The following is a 17,860-nucleotide window of genomic DNA, read 5'->3' on the forward strand; positions in this document are numbered from 1 at the left end:
ACCCGAAACCAGCAGGCAATCATGGCGAAATAAATGGTTGAAAATCGCGCAATCATGTATATCAGTTGTTTATGCTCGTGTTTAGCTATCGGAATGGCCAGCCGCGGCCTCGGCGCGCTCGGCATTCCATGCAACAAGCGCCTCGTGGACCGCCTTGGCAACATCGGCAGGTATGCCGCGAACTTCCGCGATCTCTTGCTCACTCGCCGCGCGCAACCGCTTCATCGAGCCAAAATGGCGCATAATTGCACGTTTTCTAGTGGGTCCCACGCCTGGAACGTCATCGAGTACCGAGACCGTCATGGCTTTATCGCGCAATTCGCGATGGAACGTGATGGCAAAACGGTGCGATTCGTCGCGCACCTGCTTGATGAGATAGAGCGACGCAGACCCGGTCGGAAGTACGACAGGAGTCTCGTCCCAAGGCACGAAAACCTCCTCATCGGCCTTTGCCAAACCACAAACTGGTATATCGAGCCCAAGGGCCTCAAGTTGCTTAATTGCAGCCGTCAATTGCGGCTTGCCGCCGTCGACAACGAGCAAATCGGGGCGCGAGCCAAAACGTTCGTCGGTCATCCGCTCGGGAGCATAGCGACGCCCCAAAACCTCGGACATCGAAACGAAGTCGTTCGCCTCGTCCAATTCGGCCTGGATTTTAAAGCGGCGGTATTGGCTCTTGTCGGCGTGGCCGTTGGTAAACACCACCATCGAGGCAACCGTAAAGGTGCCATGAAGCGTAGAGATATCGAAGCACTCGATTCGCATTGGCGGCGCAGGTAGCGCCAAGGCGCTCTCAAGCTCTAGGAGCGCTCGATTGGTGCGATCGTCGGCGTATCCCGTGCGCATCATATAACGCATGAGGGCATGACGCGCATTTTTAGATGCCATATCGAGCAACCGGTGTTTTTCGCCGCGCTGAGGCCTATGGAGATGACAGGAACGCTCGCGCTTGTCCGAAAGCCATTCCCCTAGCGCCTCCGCATCCTCAAGCTCGACGGAAAGGTTCACCTCGGCTGGAATATCAGCCGTCTCGTCGTAATAGCGCTTGAGAAAGCCCGACTGAAGCTCCTCTTCATCGACATCCAGGCCCTTATCGAGAATGAACTCACAGGTTCGAACCGTTCGCCCCTCGCGCACAACAAACACGCAGGCGGCCGAAATGGTCTCTTCTCGATAGAAACCAATCACATCGAGATCGACACTCGACGGAAAAACGACCTGCTGTCGGTCGTCCAGGCCCCTAATAACTTCCAAGCGACGCTTGACGCGCGCCGCCCGCTCAAAATCGAGCGCTTCGGCGGCGTCCGTCATCTCGGATGTAAGCTCATCAACGACATCTTTACGATGGCCCGACAAAAATCGCTCGACACGTTTAACGTTTTTAGCATAGTCGGCTGGAGAGATCGCACCGACGCATGCCCCCGGACCGCGGCCAACATGGAAGTCAAAGCAGGGACGCCCGTTTTGAGCGCAAATCATATTGACGATATCTTCTTCGCCCTTGTGGGACTCGACGATACGGCGGCATCGACGCCATTCCGCACAAGAAGCCGAGCAGATCGGGATTACCTTGCGCAGCGTATCAATGGTCTCGCGCGCCGCGCGGCTGTCGGTGTAGGGACCAAAATAACGCGTTCCCGGCTTATGACGCTCACGAGTATATTTAATAGCTGGGAACAGATCGCTCTTGGTGATAGCGATAAAGGGATAGCTCTTATCGTCCTTAAGGTCGACATTAAAGTACGGATGATATTGACCGATCAGGTTGCGCTCGAGCACCAGCGCCTCGTGCTCGTTCTCGACAACGATATAGTCAAAGCTCGCAACCAGCTGCATCATCAGTGGAATCTTTTGGCGCTCGTCCTGCAGCGTCACATATTGACGCATGCGCGAGCGCAGATTTTTAGCCTTGCCAACGTAAATGACATCGCCCTTGGCATCTTTCCAAAGGTAGCAGCCAGGCTGCATGGGCACACGCGAAACCTGTTCGGCAAGCGTTGGAATGTTGTCATGACCTGCCACGATTGCCTACCTGCGGCGAAGAAGCGCGGAGACCTCAGGCATCTTTAGAAGGACGGCAAGGCCAAAAGTCACGGCAAGCGAAACCATGCCCGCGATGCAAACATAGCCCAAGGTAATAAGAATCGATCCGCCAAGCGCTCCGACAAAACTCTCGAGCGCCCACAAAACGCCGGCACCCGCTGCGGCACCCAGGCCGCCGAGCAAAAGGCCATAGAAGCAGCCGTGCAGAATAGATTTAACCTGAAGACCCTGCAGACGACGACGCAGCCACCACAGCGAACAGCCGACCAGAATCACATAGTCGACAACATACGACATCGCAATCGCAGGCATGCCATAGCCCAGCACCACACCAAACAGCAGAACCGAACCAGCCTGGCCGATGGCAGAGTATAGGCAATAGCGGCTATAGGGCTTCATGTCGAGCAGCGCCGAGAAGCTCTTCTGCATCAACACGACCACGCCGTAGAGCGGCAGGGAGAGCGCCAGATAAACCAGAAACTCGGACACAAGCGCCACACCCGACTCGTCGAACTTGCCGGCGCAATAAATCATGTTGAGCGGACGGGCAAACACCATGAGATATAGCGCGAAAGGAATCAGGAAGAAGAGCATCTGGGCCACGCCGCGCGAGATACCAACGCGCACGCTGTCATAATCCTTTTCCTGGGCATCGTGCGAAAGCTCGGTATAAAGCGCCGTCGAGAGCGAGGCGGCTATCAAGGCATAAGGCAGTGTGTACCAAAGGCGCGCATAGGCAATTACAGAAGGACCGGTCTCGGGCTGCACCACCAGCGCGGCTGCGTTGGTAATGGAAGTCGACACGAACATGCATACCGTAGCGAGCAACGTCGGGACGCCGAGCGCGAGCGTCTGTCGCAGTGCAGGATCCTTAAAGTCGATATGAATATGAGGCCGGACACCATGCTTACCGAGTGCGGGAATCTGGCACGCCATCTGGACAAAAACGCCAAGCGTCGTGCCGAGCGAAATCAAAACGACGCCCGTCTGCTCACCAAAGCAGGCAGATACGGGAGCGAAGCCCATAAAACTCGCAATGACAATCACATTGTTGAGTACCGGGGCGAACGTCGACCAAAAGTAGTCACGATGCGCGTTAAGAACGCCCGAGAACACCGAGCCCAAGCCGTAGAACAAAATCTGAATGGCAAAGAAACGGAACATGAATGCAGCGGTATCCATGCTTCCGCCATCGCCCGAAAGGAACGACTGCGTCCAGATAAAGCCCGGAGCAAACACGGTGCCCAACACCGAAATGCCGCCCAGCAGCAAAAGCAGGATGCCGAGCAGATTACCTACGTATTCGTTTGAGGCGTCGCGACCCTGCTCACGACGCACGCCCATGTACACCGGCAAAAAGGCGGTAACCAACATACCGCCCATCACGAGCTCATAGAGCATATTGGGCAGGTTGTTGGCGACCTGATAGGAAGACGAGAGCAGCGACATGCCGATGGCGGCAGCCATAGCCCAAGTACGGATAAACCCGGTGACGCGCGACACGATGGTCAGTGCAGTCATGAGGCCGGCAGAACGGCCAACCGTAGAGTAGTCCGACGAGCCCATATCATCTACGTCGTCCTGTGATTGGGGGCTGACTTCAGTGTGTTGTCGAGAATCAACCTCGATATCAGGGTCATCGATTATCGCGAAGGGGTCGTCGACCAAAACGGCATCATCGGCAGAAAAAGCTCCGTCAACAGGCGTGACATCGCTGTCAAACGAAGCGTCATCGTTAGCTACGGCATTATTACCAAACACCGTGTCAACTTCCCTGGCGGCAGCGGTTCGACCAGAAAACGACAATAGATCCCAATCATCGTCCTCAACAGCAACGCCCTCGACCGGATCGGTCGAGCCGAGCGGTGACCACTCGTCATCCAAAAGCAACTGCTCGCCATCACCGTCGGTTGCAGGCCTCGCGGGACGATCGGCTGGGACACCCTGCAGTGCGCCCTTTCCCTGAGCCGCCATCAAAAACACCGCCGTCTCATCGGGACGCGGCGCACGAGACGCCCCGGCGTCAGGCATCCGTCCGGCACGGGGTTGAGCCGCGGCCAAAAACACCGCCGTCTCATCGGGACGAGCCGAAGAGAGAATCGTACGGGGAGGCACCGTACCGGCACCGGCGGCACGCAAATACACAGCTGTCTCCCCTGGATCTGCAGCAACGGACCAAGCGTTTCGAATCTGGTCATCGACCGAAGAAGCCTCAGGCGCGGGCGTCTGAGAAGCCGAACCCTTTGCAAAGTGAGCTCCGCGCTTCGATTCTTCCTGCGGCATCGCTCAGTCCTCTCTCGTGATCGGGGCAACCGTCGCCCTGCAAAATGCAACTAAGTCGTCGGGGGCAAGCTCAAGTTGATAGCCACGCTTACCGCCTGAGATAAAAATGGTATCCCAAAGGACGCATGTCTCATCGATCAGCGTCCGAAAGCGTTTTTTCATGCCGACTGGACTGCAGCCGCCCCGGACATACCCCGTCGCGGCAAGCAAGTCCTTGACATGCATCATGGTCAGCGACTTTTCACCAGCGGCGCGCGCGGCGGCCTTTAGGTCAAGCTCGTCGGCAACGGGAATACAGCACACAACGTGTTCGTTGGACGGCGTCACGCAAACCAAGGTCTTAAACCCCTGGCCAGGCTCCTCGCCAAGTTGTTCCAAAATTGCGACGCCTAAACCCACCGACTCATCGCCATCGTCTTCATACGTATGGAGAATATAGGAGATGCCGGCGTTTTCCAGCTCGCGCATCGCATTGGTTTTCGGCGTCTTTGCAGCCTTTGCCATGGCATGTCCCTTCCCTCGCATTCGAACGTAACGCCTAAGTATATGTCCAATTTAGCCGCATACGTCATCTCGACACACAGAAGCGCCACCGAATCGAAAGGAATCGGTGGCGCTTCTCGTACGACGGCGTCTCTTTACTGGGCGTCGAGTTGTGCCTGACGCTCGCGGTCGCGCTTGAGCAGCGGTGCCAAGAACTTGCCCGTGTAACTCTGCGAACATGCCGCGACCTGCTCCGGCGTACCCGAGACCACGACGGTTCCGCCGCCATTGCCGCCCTCGGGACCCATATCGATCAGGCGGTCGGCAACCTTGATGACATCAAGGTTGTGTTCAATCACCAGCACCGTGTTGCCCGCATCGACCAAGCGCTGCAGCACATCGAGCAGCTGGCGGACGTCCTCAAAATGAAGGCCGGTCGTCGGCTCGTCCAAAATATAGAACGTCTTGCCCGTCTGGCGTCGATGAAGCTCCTTGGCGAGTTTCACACGCTGCGCCTCGCCGCCCGAAAGCGTCGTGGCAGGCTGCCCCAAACTCACATAGCCCAAGCCAACGTCATACAAAGTCTGAAGCTTGCGCTTAATCTGCGGGATATTCCCAAAGAAGGCCAGCGCCTCGGTGACGCTCATGTCGAGCACGTCCGAGATGGTCTTGCCACGGTAGGTGACCTCGAGTGTCTCGCGGTTGTAGCGTTTACCGCCGCAAACTTCGCAGGGAACGTAGATATCGGGAAGGAAGTGCATCTCGATCTTGATCTGTCCGTCGCCCTTGCACGCCTCACAGCGCCCGCCACTCACATTAAAGGAGAAACGACCCGGCGAGTAGCCGCGCGCCTTCGACTCCGGCGTACTCGCAAACAGCGCGCGAAGATCATCCCACAGGCCAATATAGGTAGCAGGGTTGGAACGCGGTGTGCGGCCAATCGGCGACTGGTCGATATCGATAACCTTATCGATACACTCGATGCCCTCGATTTTCTTATACGGACCCACAGGGCGCGTCGAACGGTGAATAGCATTCGTAAGGGCAGGCGCAATGGTGTCGGTAACCAGGGAGCTCTTGCCCGATCCCGACACGCCGGTAACAACCGTAAGCGTACCAAACTCGATCTTGGCAGTAACGTTTTTGAGGTTGTTAGCTCGAGCGCCCGTAATTTTAAGGCAGCCGCGACCGGGCTTGCGCCGTTCATCAGGCACCCGGATCATTCGTTTGCCGGTCAGATAAGCGCCCGTCATCGACTCAGGACACGCCATGATATCGGCAGGCGTTCCCGCCGCGACTACGTGTCCGCCGTTGACGCCGGCGCCGGGCCCCATGTCGATTACGTAGTCGGCGGCACGGATCGTGTCCTCGTCGTGTTCGACGACGATGACGGTATTGCCGATATCGCGCAGGCGCTCAAGGGTCTTGATCAGGCGCTCGTTATCGCGCTGATGAAGGCCGATCGATGGCTCGTCTAGAATATAGAGCACGCCCATGAGACCCGCGCCGATCTGCGTTGCCAGGCGAATACGCTGCGCCTCGCCACCAGAAAGCGTCGCCGAGGCACGATCGAGCGTCAGATAGTCGAGTCCAACATCGACCAGAAAACGCAAGCGCTCCAGGATTTCCTTGACGATGCGCCCGCCGATAAACTGTTGGCGCTCGGTGAGCTCCAGGCCCTCAAAAAACTCGAGCGACTCACGGCACGACAGGCAGCAAACCTCGTAAATGGACTTGCCGCCCACGGTGACGGCGAGCATCTCAGGGCGCAAACGAGCGCCGTGGCAGCTCGAGCACGGTTCCTCGCGAATGTACTTCTCCAAGCGCGCCTTGGTGTTCTCGTTCGTCGTCTCGGTATAGCGTTCGTACAGGATGTTGCGAACGCCCGAAAACTTGGTATCCCACTGGCTACGACGTCCGTCGAGCTTTTGGTAGTCAACCGAGATCTTCGTATCGCCCAGGCCATCCAAGAATGTACGACGCACGCGAGGGGGCAAGTCCTCCCACGGCGTATCAGCGCTTACCTTAAAGTGTTTACAGACCGCAGCAAAAATCTGCGGGTAGTAGTTCGAATTGCCAAACAGGCTACCAAAGACTCCGTCGGCAATGGACTTCGAGGGGTCCTCGATCAGCGCCTCGGCATCAACGGTTTTCTTAAAGCCCAGGCCGTCGCACTCAGGACATGCGCCATAGGGAGCGTTAAACGAAAAATCACGCGGCTGAAGATCGTCGATGGAGTGTCCATGCTCCGGGCACGCCAAGGCCAACGAATACTCCAGCAGCTCGCCCTCGGTCCCCTCGGGAGCATCACGATCGGGCAGCATGTACACATTTACATTGCCGTGAGCCAGCGCGGTCGCCTGCTCAACGGACTCGGCGATACGGCCCAGAGAGTTCTCACGGATCACGATGCGATCGACCACGACCTCGATATCGTGCTTGAACTTCTTGTCCAGATCGATTGGATCGTCGAGTGAGCGCACTTCACCGTCGACACGCACGCGGCTAAAGCCCTCGGCGCGAAGGTCCTCAAACAGTTTGGTGTACTCGCCTTTTCGCCCGCGCACCACCGGTGCCAGCACAAACGCGCGGCGACCCTCCCCCGCCGCCAAGACCTTGTCGGCAACCTGGTCGGTCGTCTGGCGCTCAATGACGCGGCCGCATTCGGGACAGTGCGGGGTGCCCACACGGGCGAACAGCAGGCGCAGATAGTCATAAATCTCGGTTACGGTGCCAACCGTCGAGCGAGGGTTTTTAGACGTCGTCTTTTGATCGATCGACACCGCCGGCGAAAGGCCGTCGATTGAATCCAAGTCGGGTTTGTCCATCTGGCCCAAGAACTGGCGCGCATAGCTCGAAAGGCTCTCGACGTATCGACGCTGGCCCTCGGCATAGATAGTGTCAAATGCCAGCGAGCTCTTGCCCGAGCCAGAAAGACCGGTAATGACCACGAGTTGGTCACGCGGAATGGAAACATCGATATCACGGAGGTTGTGCTCACGAGCGCCGCGAATAACGATAGAAGAATCAGACATGGAAGCTCCTTGCCTCCTATTGCATCGAATCATACTGCCGATGAGTTTAGCGCACTCGACGCGCACAGATGTTCGTAATACAAGATTCGCAGACCTTTAGCTTTGCGTATCGGGCGCTTTGTTTCTCGAAATGCCGTGGAAAGGTTACAGTAATCTAATCACTGAACTTAATTTGCTGTAACAGAGGAACGTCCATGACCGAAGATATCCCCCTTGAAATCACTTCGAGCGACATGGCCAATCTGCCCATATTCATCGCCGTCCTTATCGTGGCCACCGTCGTCGTGCGCGTGTATTTTTCAATCAAACACAATGAAAAGCCGCCCATTGCCCGCGTCTTTTGGTGCGCGACGCTCCTCATCCCGCTCGGCATGGTAGCTGCATGGATTACGAATCAATTGCTCGTAAATGAGGGCAGTTCCCTATGGGTCCTTTCTTATTCGGCGCTCGGTGCTGCCGCCGTCATACTTCTTGTCGAGCCTTTGGTTTCGGGACTTATCGACCAAACCGATCTTGCGACGGGAACGGTTGCCTGTATTTGCCGTGACATCCTTGTCATCGCCGCTGTTTCAGCGCTCTCGTTCGTTTCACTCGAAATTTCCTGCAACGAAACGTTCTATCGCATTCCCGCCAACTCATTCGGGTTTTCCGTCGGGCTGCTCGCGACGGTTCTGCTCTCCCTTTATTTGCTGGGACAGCGTCATGGAGGCGTCATGGTCCTCGTGCCCGTCGTCTGTTGCATCCTTGGCATTGCCGAGCACTTCGTCATAACGTTTAAAGGCGAGGCCATCCTGCCAAGCGATATCTTGGCCCTTGGCACCGCAATGGAAGTGAGCGAGGGATACGAGTTTACCTTTACCGCCGGAATCGTAACCTCTCTAGCCCTGCTAGAGATTTCCCTGGGGCTTCTTTCGCTTATTCGACCGAGAAAGCTCCGTACGCCCACCCATGTCTTCCCCGCAATCGCCGCTAACCTCTGCGCTTTTCTGCTAGTGACCGTTGTGGGGCTCTCGGGCTTTTCCAGCATCGACTTGGAGCAGGCGCTGAATTTTGGATTTGACCGTTGGCAGCCCATCACCACGTATGCGTCTCAGGGTTTTATCACTTCGTTCACCGAAATGGTCAACGAGTTGCCCATTGAGAAGCCCGAAGACTATACGCCCGATGAGGCGCAGAGCATCGAGCAAGAGCTCGCCGCCACCTACGACAGCACGTATGGCTCGAGCGAGCAGCGCGCGGCGGCCGTTGCCCAGTTCAATGAAATCAAGCCGACGATTGTTGCCGTCATGAACGAGAGTTTTAGCGACCTTTCGTGCTTTGAGCAGCTCCAGGCGGCCGGGTACACCGGCCCCGCATTCTACAACTCGCTTCCCGACACACTTGTTCGCGGCACCATGCTCGCTTCGGTCGCCGGTGGCGGAACGGCGAACTCCGAATTCGAATTTTTGACCGGAGCGACAACGGCCTTTGTCGGATTAGGCAAAATCCCCTATCAGCTATATCAGATGAATGGCGTCAACAGCCTGGCAAAGGACCTTAAGGAGCTTGGGTATACCGCTACCGCTATGCACCCGCAAAACCCCGTCAACTACCATCGAGATAAAATCTATCAGCAGCTGGGCTTTGGAGACTTTCTTTCAATCGGCGATTTCGAAGGTGCGCCCTGTTACCATGCCGGCGTATGCGACTACGCCACCTACGACAAGATACTCGACCTGCTTAGAACCGACGAAGCCCCGCAGTTCATCTTTGACGTCACGATGCAAAATCACGGCGGCTACGACTATGGCACCGTTCCCGCCGAAGAGCTGACAAACTATTGGGTCGAGGGAGCCAGCGAGGGCGCCAATAGCGCGCTCAACACCTATCTTACCTGCATCAACGCATCCGACCGGGACCTCGAGTACTTTATCAACGAGCTCCGCAATATCGGAAGACCGGTTGTCCTTGTCTTTTTTGGCGACCATCAGCCGAGCGCCGCAACGACTCTCAACGACGAGCTGTACCCTCAGGAAGATACGGCAAGCCACGCTTTCCGTATCTATCAGTCGACCTATTTCGTCTGGGCTAACTATGAAATCGCCGGCAATACCGAGCTCAACGTCTACGACACCGTCGGGGCAAACGAGATTGCAGCCATTACCCTTAATAAGATCGGCGCCCCGCTCACCGACTATCAAAAGGCTCTGCTTGCAACAAGGTCAGATGTGCCCACCATCAATGTCGCCGGCTATCTTGGTGCCGACGGGCTGCGCTACGATTTGGAATCTGAAGACAGCCCATACGCCTCGACGATCGACAAGCTGCAGCGCATGCAATACCTCGAGTTCGCCAGCAAAGTTCAGTAAGCCCGCTCATTCGCTTGGGCCCATCGTATTGCAAGCACACTCGGCCCAAATGCATCACAAATGACTCCCGCTCGCAAACGAGGGTACAATGACGCTCGTGTCACATCACGGGGCTCCGGCCCCAACATATACAAAGGAGTCATACATGGGTTGCGAGCACGCACAGGCCGCCGGCGGACAAACGTCGCCGTCGCAATTTGAGGAGAACACGCTGTCCGAGGTCAAACGCGTCATCGCCGTGCTTTCCGGCAAGGGCGGTGTCGGCAAGTCGTTTGTCACCGGTGCCATCGCCACCGAGCTTGCCCGTCACGGCCACAAGGTCGGCGTCCTCGATGCCGACATCACCGGTCCCTCTATCCCCAAGATGTTCGGTATGAGCGGACGCCACGTCCATGCCCTTGGCAACCTTATGCTGCCCGAAATCTCCGAGCACGGCGTCAAGGTCATGAGCTCCAACCTGCTGCTCCAAAACGAGACCGACCCCGTCCTTTGGCGCGGTCCTGTCATCGCAGGCGCCATTAGGCAGTTCTGGAGCGAGACCTCGTGGGGCCCCATCGACTATCTGCTGGTCGACATGCCTCCGGGAACAGGCGACGTCGCGCTCACCGTCTTCCAGTCGCTGCCCGTCGACGGCATCGTCATCGTCACGAGCCCGCAGGATCTGGTCTCGATGATCGTCGCCAAGGCGGTTAACATGGCCGAGAAGATGAACGTCCCCATTCTGGGCATTGTCGAGAACATGAGCTATATTGAGTGCCCCGACTGCGGCAAGAAGATCGAGGTCTTTGGCAAGAGCAAGCTCCCCGAGGTCGCAGAGCGCTATAACCTCGACATCTTGGGCCAGCTTCCCATTAATCCGGCACTCGCCGAGGCCTGCGATAAGGGCGAGGTCGAGACCGCGCTGCCCGATGGCATGTTGCCCCAGGCAGTCTCTGCCGTCGAGGCCATTGCCCCGCACGAGACCGACGAGGCCTAAGTGAACACGAGCGCCTTCTATGACGTCCTGGTAATCGGCGGCGGGGCTTCAGGCCTCGCCGCCGCCATTACGGCCGCACGCGCTGGCAAAAGCGTCTGCATCGTTGAGCGCGATGTCGCCTGCGGCCTTAAGCTCCTTGCGACCGGCAACGGTCGCTGCAACCTCTCCAACGAATCGATTGATCCACAGCGGTATAACCACCCCGCATTCGTCGAATCCGTCATGGGCCCCCAGCCCGAACAAGAGCTTATGGGTTTCTTCTCCTCGCTGGGCATCATGACAACCTCCGAGGAAGGCCGGCTGTACCCGCGCTCCCTTCGCGCCGAATCGGTACGCGACGCGCTTCTCAACGTTTGCGACCGCCTAGGTATCACCTTAGTCTGCGGGGCCAACGTTGCCTCGGCGCACAAAGCTTCCGAAGGCTGGGCACTCCAAATAAACCGTCCAGCGCGGGCGCTCAAGGCAAAAAAGCACGACGACCGAAAATCGGAGCTCCGCTCGCTTCGGAAAGCACTCGCCGATGTCCCTCGCAAGAACGAGGCCCTGGAGGCACATGCCGTAATTATCGCCACGGGTGGCAACCCCACCGGTATCGCCGATACGTTTAGCCTCCCCCTCACTTCGCTGCGCCCCATCCTCTGCCCCGTATCGGCAACGGTCGTCGGCGATCGGGCGGCACTCAAGACGTTGGATGGTCTGCGCGTCCGCGCCCGCTTGACGCTCACCCGTAACCATAGTGAGCTCTGGCACGAAGACGGTGAAGTACTGTTTCGAACCTTCGGTATCTCGGGCGTCGCTGTCTTCAACCTCTCCCGTCGTATCCAGCGCGGCGATACGATCTTGCTCGACGTTTTCCCCGACCTCTCTAAAGACGAGTTGCTCGATATGCTTAACCGGCGCGTTGAGCTGCTCGGCGGCTTTTCGCCCCGCGATCCCCGTTGGCTCGACGGCATGCTCGCCCCGCAACTCTCCCGCGTCGTCTGCACAGCGTTCGAGCAGTGCCATCCAGGCTCCAACGATGTCGTCCACCTGGTCTCGTTCCTCAAGCACTTTAAGTTGCTCGTCGAGGGAACAGCCGAGGAGCGCTCGGCGCAGGTCACGCGTGGTGGCGTATCTGTCGAGAGCATCTCAACACCCAGTCTACACGCGTGCAGCGTTGTCGACGCCCCGCTTTACGTCTGCGGCGAAGCGCTCGACATCGACGCCGATTGCGGAGGCTTTAACCTTGCGTGGGCCTGGATCTCGGGCATTCGCGCTGCAAGCAGCCTGTAGCCGCACAGTCTATAATCAAAAACGCATTCGGGCCGTCTGGGATACCGGACGGCCTCTTTCTTGCCTCTAAGGAGACCTCGATGATCGAACTCACCCAAGTCAACGCGTCACTCGATGAAGCCGGCGATGAAAATGCCTGCCTCATTGTTGGCAAGCGATTCGCCAAGCGCGTCCTGCGTTGCAAGGACTCCGAGATCAAGTCCATCGAGCTCCACCGCAAGTCAATCGACGCTCGCAAAAAACGAGACGTCCATTTTATCCTGAGCTTTCGTGTTGAGCTGACTAGTCCCCACCTCGAGCGAGAAGCGGTCGACAGCGTTGCCGAGCGTGACCGCTCGCGCGTACGCGCGATAGAAGACGATGAGCCTTCATTCCCCTCCCCCGTTTCTAGCGCACCCAAAGAGCGCCCCGTCGTCGTCGGTGCCGGATGTGCCGGCCTTTTCGCCGCACTCACCCTTGCCGAAGCGGGTCTGAAGCCCTTGCTCATCGAGCGCGGCGACCCGGCATTTCGCCGCTCGCATGCGATCGACCTCTTTCTAAAGGAGCGTATCCTCGACCCCGAGAGCAATATCCAGTTTGGCCTGGGCGGCGCGGGGACCTTCTCGGACGGCAAGCTCAATACGGGAACCAAAAATCCCGCCCATCGCCTCATCCTCGATACCTTCGTCGAGGCGGGTGCGCCCCGCAATATTCTGTGGGATGCCAAGCCGCACATTGGCTCCGACATCCTTCCCACGGTTGTTACCGCTATATCCCAGCGCATCGAGCAGCTCGGAGGTATCGTCCGTTATCGAACAAAACTCGTCGACATTCGCATCGACGCGTCTGGCGCCATCACCGGTATTGATGTCCAATCGTCCCAAGACGCCGCTTACGAGCCAATTGAGACAAAGCACCTCATCCTCGCCTGCGGGCATTCTGCTCGCGATATTTTTGAACTCCTTAAGGACCACAACGTGGCCCTCGCACAAAAGACCTTTGCCATGGGCGTTCGCATCGAGCATCCGCAGCGCGACATCGACCGAGCCCAATATGGAGCCTCGGCGGGACATCCTGCCCTCGGAGCAGCCCCCTACAAACTCGTCGCCCATCTTCCCAACGGCCGCAGCGTGTTCTCGTTTTGCATGTGCCCCGGCGGGCAGGTTGTCGCCGCCTCTTCCGAGCAGGGCCACCTGTGCGTCAACGGCGCCAGCCTCAATGCCCGCGACGGCCGTAACGCAAATGCCGCCCTGCTCGTTAACGTCACGCCTGAGGACCTTCCCGACGATGACCCGCTCGCCGGCATCGAGCTCCAGCGCGCCTGCGAGGCGGCCGCCTATCGCCTGGGCGGTTCCAACTGGAACGCACCGGCACAACTCGTCGGAGATTTCCTCGCAGGACGCGCCAGCAAGGCGCCCGGAAAGGTAAAGCCCACCTATCCGCTCGGTGTGACCTGGACGGCAATTGACGAAGCCCTGCCGCAGCATATCGTCGAGTCGCTCCGCCTGGGACTTCCCCTACTCGGAAAAAAGCTACGGGGCTACGACCGCCCCGATGCCGTTCTTACCGGCGTGGAGACTCGTTCGAGCTCACCGGTCACTGTCACCCGAGACCGAACGTGCCATGCCGTGTCGACCCCGGGCCTCTACCCTTGTGGTGAGGGAGCTGGATATGCCGGAGGCATCATGAGCGCGGCCACCGACGGTATCCGTTGTGCCGAAGCCCTGATCGCAGACCTCTAGCGAACGAATTCCAGCGCGCAAAAGACACAGGCCCCGAGCTCCACAGGGAACTCGGGGCCTGTTCGCTATTTCTTAAACCGTGCACCCTGGCGTTTTCTACCCGATGCGAACGTGGAACCCTTGCGGGCCTGCGAACGCAAGCGCTCGATCGTCTCGTCCTCAGACGCACCCTCGAGCATCGCCCGAATCTGAACGACAGCATCACGCAGGCGCGCCGCCTCCTCAAAGTCCATGACGGCAGAAGCGTTACGCATATCCTCTTCCATGGTTTCGACGATCCGCACAAGCTCGTCATGCGGTAGTTCTTCCAACTGTTCCGCAAGTGTCTGCTCGGGCGCCACCGTTTCCGGCACACCGCCCTCGCCCGACTCATCGGGCGTATAGAATGCGCCATGGCCAAGAGAGTCGCCCTTCGAGCGTCCCTTGGAGCCCACAGTTTTTTCGGCCTCGGCAATAAAACTTGAGATGTCGTTGATGGCCTTGCGCACTGTCTTGGGCACAATGCCATGTTCTTCGTTATATGCCATCTGAATCTCGCGACGGCGCCGCGTCTCCTCGATGGCCGCTTTCATCGAATCGGTCACAACGTCTGCATACATGATGACTTCGCCATCGGCGTTACGGGCCGCACGGCCAATCGTCTGAATCAGCGAACGGCGGTTGCGCAAGAAGCCTTCCTTATCGGCATCGAGAATTGCCACCAGTGAGACCTCGGGAAGATCCAAGCCCTCGCGAAGCAGGTTGATGCCAACGAGAACATCGATCTTGCCCTCGCGCAGCGTTCGCAGGATCTCGACACGGTCCATTGTCGCCGTATCAGAGTGCATGTAATTGACCTTAATGCCCGCATCAAGTAGATGGTCGGTCAGGTCCTCGGCCATGCGCTTGGTCAACGTGGTCACCAGCACGCGCTCCTTGCGGGCAACGCGCTCGCGAATCTCGTCCTCAAGATCGTCAATCTGACCGCGAACGGGACGCACGTCGATCTTGGGATCGAGCAGGCCGGTCGGACGAATAATCTGCTCCACGTCGTTTTGGCTCACCCGCAGCTCGTAGTCGCCCGGCGTTGCCGAAACATAGATGAACTGCGGAATCCTCGCCTCAAACTCATCGAAGCGAAGCGGACGATTGTCGAGCGCCGAGGGCAGGCGAAAACCATGCTCAACAAGCGTAACTTTGCGCGATCGGTCGCCTTCGTGCATGCCGCGAATCTGTGGCACCGTCACGTGGCTCTCGTCTATGATGCAGAGCATGTCCTTGGGGAAGTAGTCAATCAAGGTAAACGGCGGTTCACCCGGCTTACGCCCGTCCAGATGACGCGAGTAGTTCTCGATGCCGTTGCAAAAGCCCATGGTCTCGAGCATCTCGAGGTCATAATCGGTCCGTTGCTGTAGACGTTGCGCCTCGAGCAACTTGTCGGTCGCCTTGAGCTCCGCCACGCGCTTCTCGCACTCTTCACTGATTGACTTCAAGGCCGCCTTGACCTTGGGCTTCTCGGTCACATAGTGCGATGCCGGCCACACGGGAATAGCCTCATACTCACGAAGCATCTCACCGGTAACCTCATCGATTTCGGCGATAAGCTCGACCTCATCGCCAAAGAACTCAAATCGCAACGGATGCTCGGCATAGGGCGGATACACATCGACAACATCACCGCGCACGCGGAAGGTGCCACGCGCCAAGTCATAGTCGTTCCGGTCGTACTGAATGTCGATGAGCGCATGGATAAAGTCATCGCGCTCGAGCGGTACTTTCTTGTCGACATTCGGCGCCAGCCCCGCATAGTCCTCAGGAGAGCCGATGCCATAGATGCAGGACACCGAAGCAACGACGATCACATCGCGTCGAGAAAGCAACGAGGCGGTCGCCTGATGTCGAAGCATCTCGACTTCTTCGTTAATCGAAGCATCCTTCTCGATATACGTATCGCTTTGCGGCACATATGCCTCGGGCTGATAGTAGTCGTAGTACGAGACGAAGTAGACCACGGCGTTGTTGGGAAAGAATTCTTTGAGCTCGCTCGCAAGCTGGGCGGCGAGGGTTTTGTTGGGGGCCATGACCAGCGTTGGCTTACCGAGAGCTTCGATGGTCTTGGCCATGGTAAAGGTCTTGCCCGAGCCGGTCACGCCAAGCAAAACCTGATAGCGGTCTCCTTCCCTCACACCCTGCACAAGCGACTCAATGGCCTTAGGCTGTGAACCTGCAGGCTCATAGGGAGACACGACCTCAAACGGTACCTCGGAGCCCTCAACGCCAAAACGTTTGAGCTCTCCGCCAACACGCTCAACTTCAAAATCCGCCATGGATACTCCTAACTCATACATCTGCAGTATACGCAGGCGGCAGGCATAGTCCTATACGAACCGGTCGGGATAGAGGGTCTTATAGCGAATCCAGGCATTATTGACACGAATCAAATAGGCTTGCGTCTCGGGAAAGGCAATCGCGTTATGGAGCGATGTGTTTTGCTGCGCCCACCCATCGACATTGCCCATTCCGGCATTGTAAGCAGCAATAGCGCTATCCGTCGAACCATTGAAATACGTCAACAGGTACGAGAGGTACGCGCACCCAAATTCGATATTCGAAGCGGGGTCATTCAGGTTATCGGCAGAATACTCATCCCCGTCGACAAGGCCCTTAGCGATCATATCCTGAGCGGTTTCGGGCATAAGTTGCATGAGACCTTGGGCGCCCTGGTTTGATTCCGCCTCGGGATCCCAATTTGATTCCGACTTGATGACGGCACACACCAGATACGGATCGAGATTATGCGAAATACTGGACTGCTTTACATACGCCTCATAGTCAATCGGATAGAACGGTTTAAAGAAAGCGGCGGGAGCACACGAGTAAACGAGCGAGATAAGGCCAAAGACGAAAACGACAACCAGCGGCACAAGGCGATACCACGTAAAGAAACGCGTCTTAGGCATCTGTCGTCTCCTTATCCATAGCATCCATAAGGCCATGGCGAGCAAGCCACGCGTCCAGTTGTTCAAAGAGCGAGCTGTCGCCCGCTGCGTTATCAATCACGGTCGTGGCGAGACTGCAAAGCGAAGACTCATCGGGTTGGCAAGCACAGCGAGCATCAAAATCGGATGGCTCCATACCACGGTGAATAGCGCGTTCGCGACGGACCGCTAAAGGAGCGCTAACAACCATAATTTCATCCGCAAGGCCAAAGGCATCCTCAAAGCCAGTCGGAGCAGATACTTCGACCGCCGCAAAGGGATAGCGGGGGGACGAAACCGTACAGCAAGCAGGATCGAGAATCCTCAGCGAAAGCTGCTCAATGAGAGCGGGGTGAACAATACTATTGAGCCTTGCAACCGTATCGGGAGAAACAAAAGCTCGAGAAGCGAGAACGTTACGTCGAACACCGCCATCCTCGTCCAAAATATCCCAGCCAAACTCTTCAGCAAGAGCATTGACGATATCCGACCCCGGTACGTACAGCGATTTGGCAAGAACATCTAAATCGATAAGCAGGGCTCCGCGAGATTCCAGAAAGCGGCAGGCAGTCGATTTACCCGAAGCAATATTGCCCAAAACGAAAACGGTAAACATCAAGCCCTCCCTAACGTCAATGCGAGTAATTATCGCGCAAATACAAAGCGACGGTTCAAAAAACAGCCAAACAGTAAGAGAGTCAAAGGAAGAGTCCGCTCACAAGGCACAGCTTGTATATAGCGC

General features: G+C 57.4%; 11 protein-coding genes. 4 read left to right on the forward strand and 7 right to left on the reverse strand.

Going from position 1 to position 17,860, the window contains the following annotated elements; translation table 11 throughout:
• Nucleotides 1-81 precede the first annotated feature (81 nt).
• The 4 genes from uvrC to uvrA all read right to left on the reverse strand — a co-directional run bounded on the left by uvrC (nucleotide 82) and on the right by uvrA (nucleotide 7,844).
• Nucleotides 82-1,968 (reverse strand): excinuclease ABC subunit UvrC, encoded by a 1,887-nt coding sequence (gene uvrC, locus ACTNDJ_RS00620; RefSeq protein ID WP_154517564.1) that lies wholly within the window; start codon nucleotides 1,966-1,968, stop codon nucleotides 82-84.
• A gap of 60 nt (nucleotides 1,969-2,028) precedes the next feature.
• Nucleotides 2,029-4,326 carry a murein biosynthesis integral membrane protein MurJ gene (murJ, locus tag ACTNDJ_RS00625; protein ID WP_441083176.1) on the reverse strand — a complete coding sequence of 766 codons (2,298 nt, stop codon included), beginning with the start codon at nucleotides 4,324-4,326 and terminating at the stop codon, nucleotides 2,029-2,031.
• A 3-nt stretch (nucleotides 4,327-4,329) separates the two neighbouring features.
• Complete coding sequence (gene ybaK / locus ACTNDJ_RS00630; protein WP_441083177.1) at nucleotides 4,330-4,830, reverse strand: Cys-tRNA(Pro) deacylase; 501 nt, start codon at nucleotides 4,828-4,830, stop codon at nucleotides 4,330-4,332.
• Nucleotides 4,831-4,964: 134 nt separating this feature from the next.
• The gene (uvrA, locus tag ACTNDJ_RS00635) at nucleotides 4,965-7,844 is read right to left on the reverse strand and encodes an excinuclease ABC subunit UvrA (protein ID WP_441064045.1); all 2,880 of its coding nucleotides are present in this window, start codon (nucleotides 7,842-7,844) and stop codon (nucleotides 4,965-4,967) included.
• 194 nt (nucleotides 7,845-8,038) lie between these two features.
• Between uvrA and ACTNDJ_RS00640 the strand changes: the two genes are divergently transcribed.
• The 4 genes from ACTNDJ_RS00640 (at nucleotide 8,039) to ACTNDJ_RS00655 (ending at nucleotide 14,161) form a co-directional block, all read left to right on the forward strand.
• Nucleotides 8,039-10,192, forward strand: a complete 2,154-nt coding sequence (locus tag ACTNDJ_RS00640) for an LTA synthase family protein (protein ID WP_441064046.1) — start codon at nucleotides 8,039-8,041, stop codon at nucleotides 10,190-10,192.
• A 145-nt stretch (nucleotides 10,193-10,337) separates the two neighbouring features.
• Nucleotides 10,338-11,168, forward strand: coding sequence for an Mrp/NBP35 family ATP-binding protein (locus ACTNDJ_RS00645; RefSeq protein WP_427718672.1), 831 nt, complete (start codon nucleotides 10,338-10,340; stop codon nucleotides 11,166-11,168).
• On the forward strand, nucleotides 11,169-12,440 hold the full coding sequence (locus ACTNDJ_RS00650; RefSeq protein ID WP_441064048.1) for an NAD(P)/FAD-dependent oxidoreductase: 1,272 nt from the start codon (nucleotides 11,169-11,171) through the stop codon (nucleotides 12,438-12,440). It begins immediately after the preceding gene.
• A gap of 80 nt (nucleotides 12,441-12,520) precedes the next feature.
• Entirely contained in the window at nucleotides 12,521-14,161 is a 1,641-nt protein-coding gene (locus ACTNDJ_RS00655; protein ID WP_441064049.1) for an NAD(P)/FAD-dependent oxidoreductase, read from the forward strand.
• Between the two features lie 65 nt (nucleotides 14,162-14,226).
• Here the strand turns inward: ACTNDJ_RS00655 and uvrB are convergent, their stop codons facing one another.
• From uvrB to coaE, 3 genes are read right to left on the reverse strand one after another with little or no spacing between them, the layout of a single operon-like run.
• Nucleotides 14,227-16,467, reverse strand: coding sequence for an excinuclease ABC subunit UvrB (gene uvrB, locus ACTNDJ_RS00660; RefSeq protein WP_441064051.1), 2,241 nt, complete (start codon nucleotides 16,465-16,467; stop codon nucleotides 14,227-14,229).
• A 51-nt stretch (nucleotides 16,468-16,518) separates the two neighbouring features.
• A complete protein-coding gene (locus ACTNDJ_RS00665; protein ID WP_441032774.1) occupies nucleotides 16,519-17,100 on the reverse strand; it encodes a lytic transglycosylase domain-containing protein in 582 nt (193 codons plus the stop codon).
• Nucleotides 17,093-17,734 carry a dephospho-CoA kinase gene (coaE, locus tag ACTNDJ_RS00670; protein WP_154517538.1) on the reverse strand — a complete coding sequence of 214 codons (642 nt, stop codon included), beginning with the start codon at nucleotides 17,732-17,734 and terminating at the stop codon, nucleotides 17,093-17,095. The genes ACTNDJ_RS00665 and coaE overlap by 8 nt, the downstream gene beginning before the upstream one ends.
• Nucleotides 17,735-17,860: the final 126 nt, after the last annotated feature.

The organism is Collinsella sp. HCP3S3_D1 (genome assembly GCF_052064015.1).
In the GTDB taxonomy this organism is placed as follows: domain Bacteria; phylum Actinomycetota; class Coriobacteriia; order Coriobacteriales; family Coriobacteriaceae; genus Collinsella.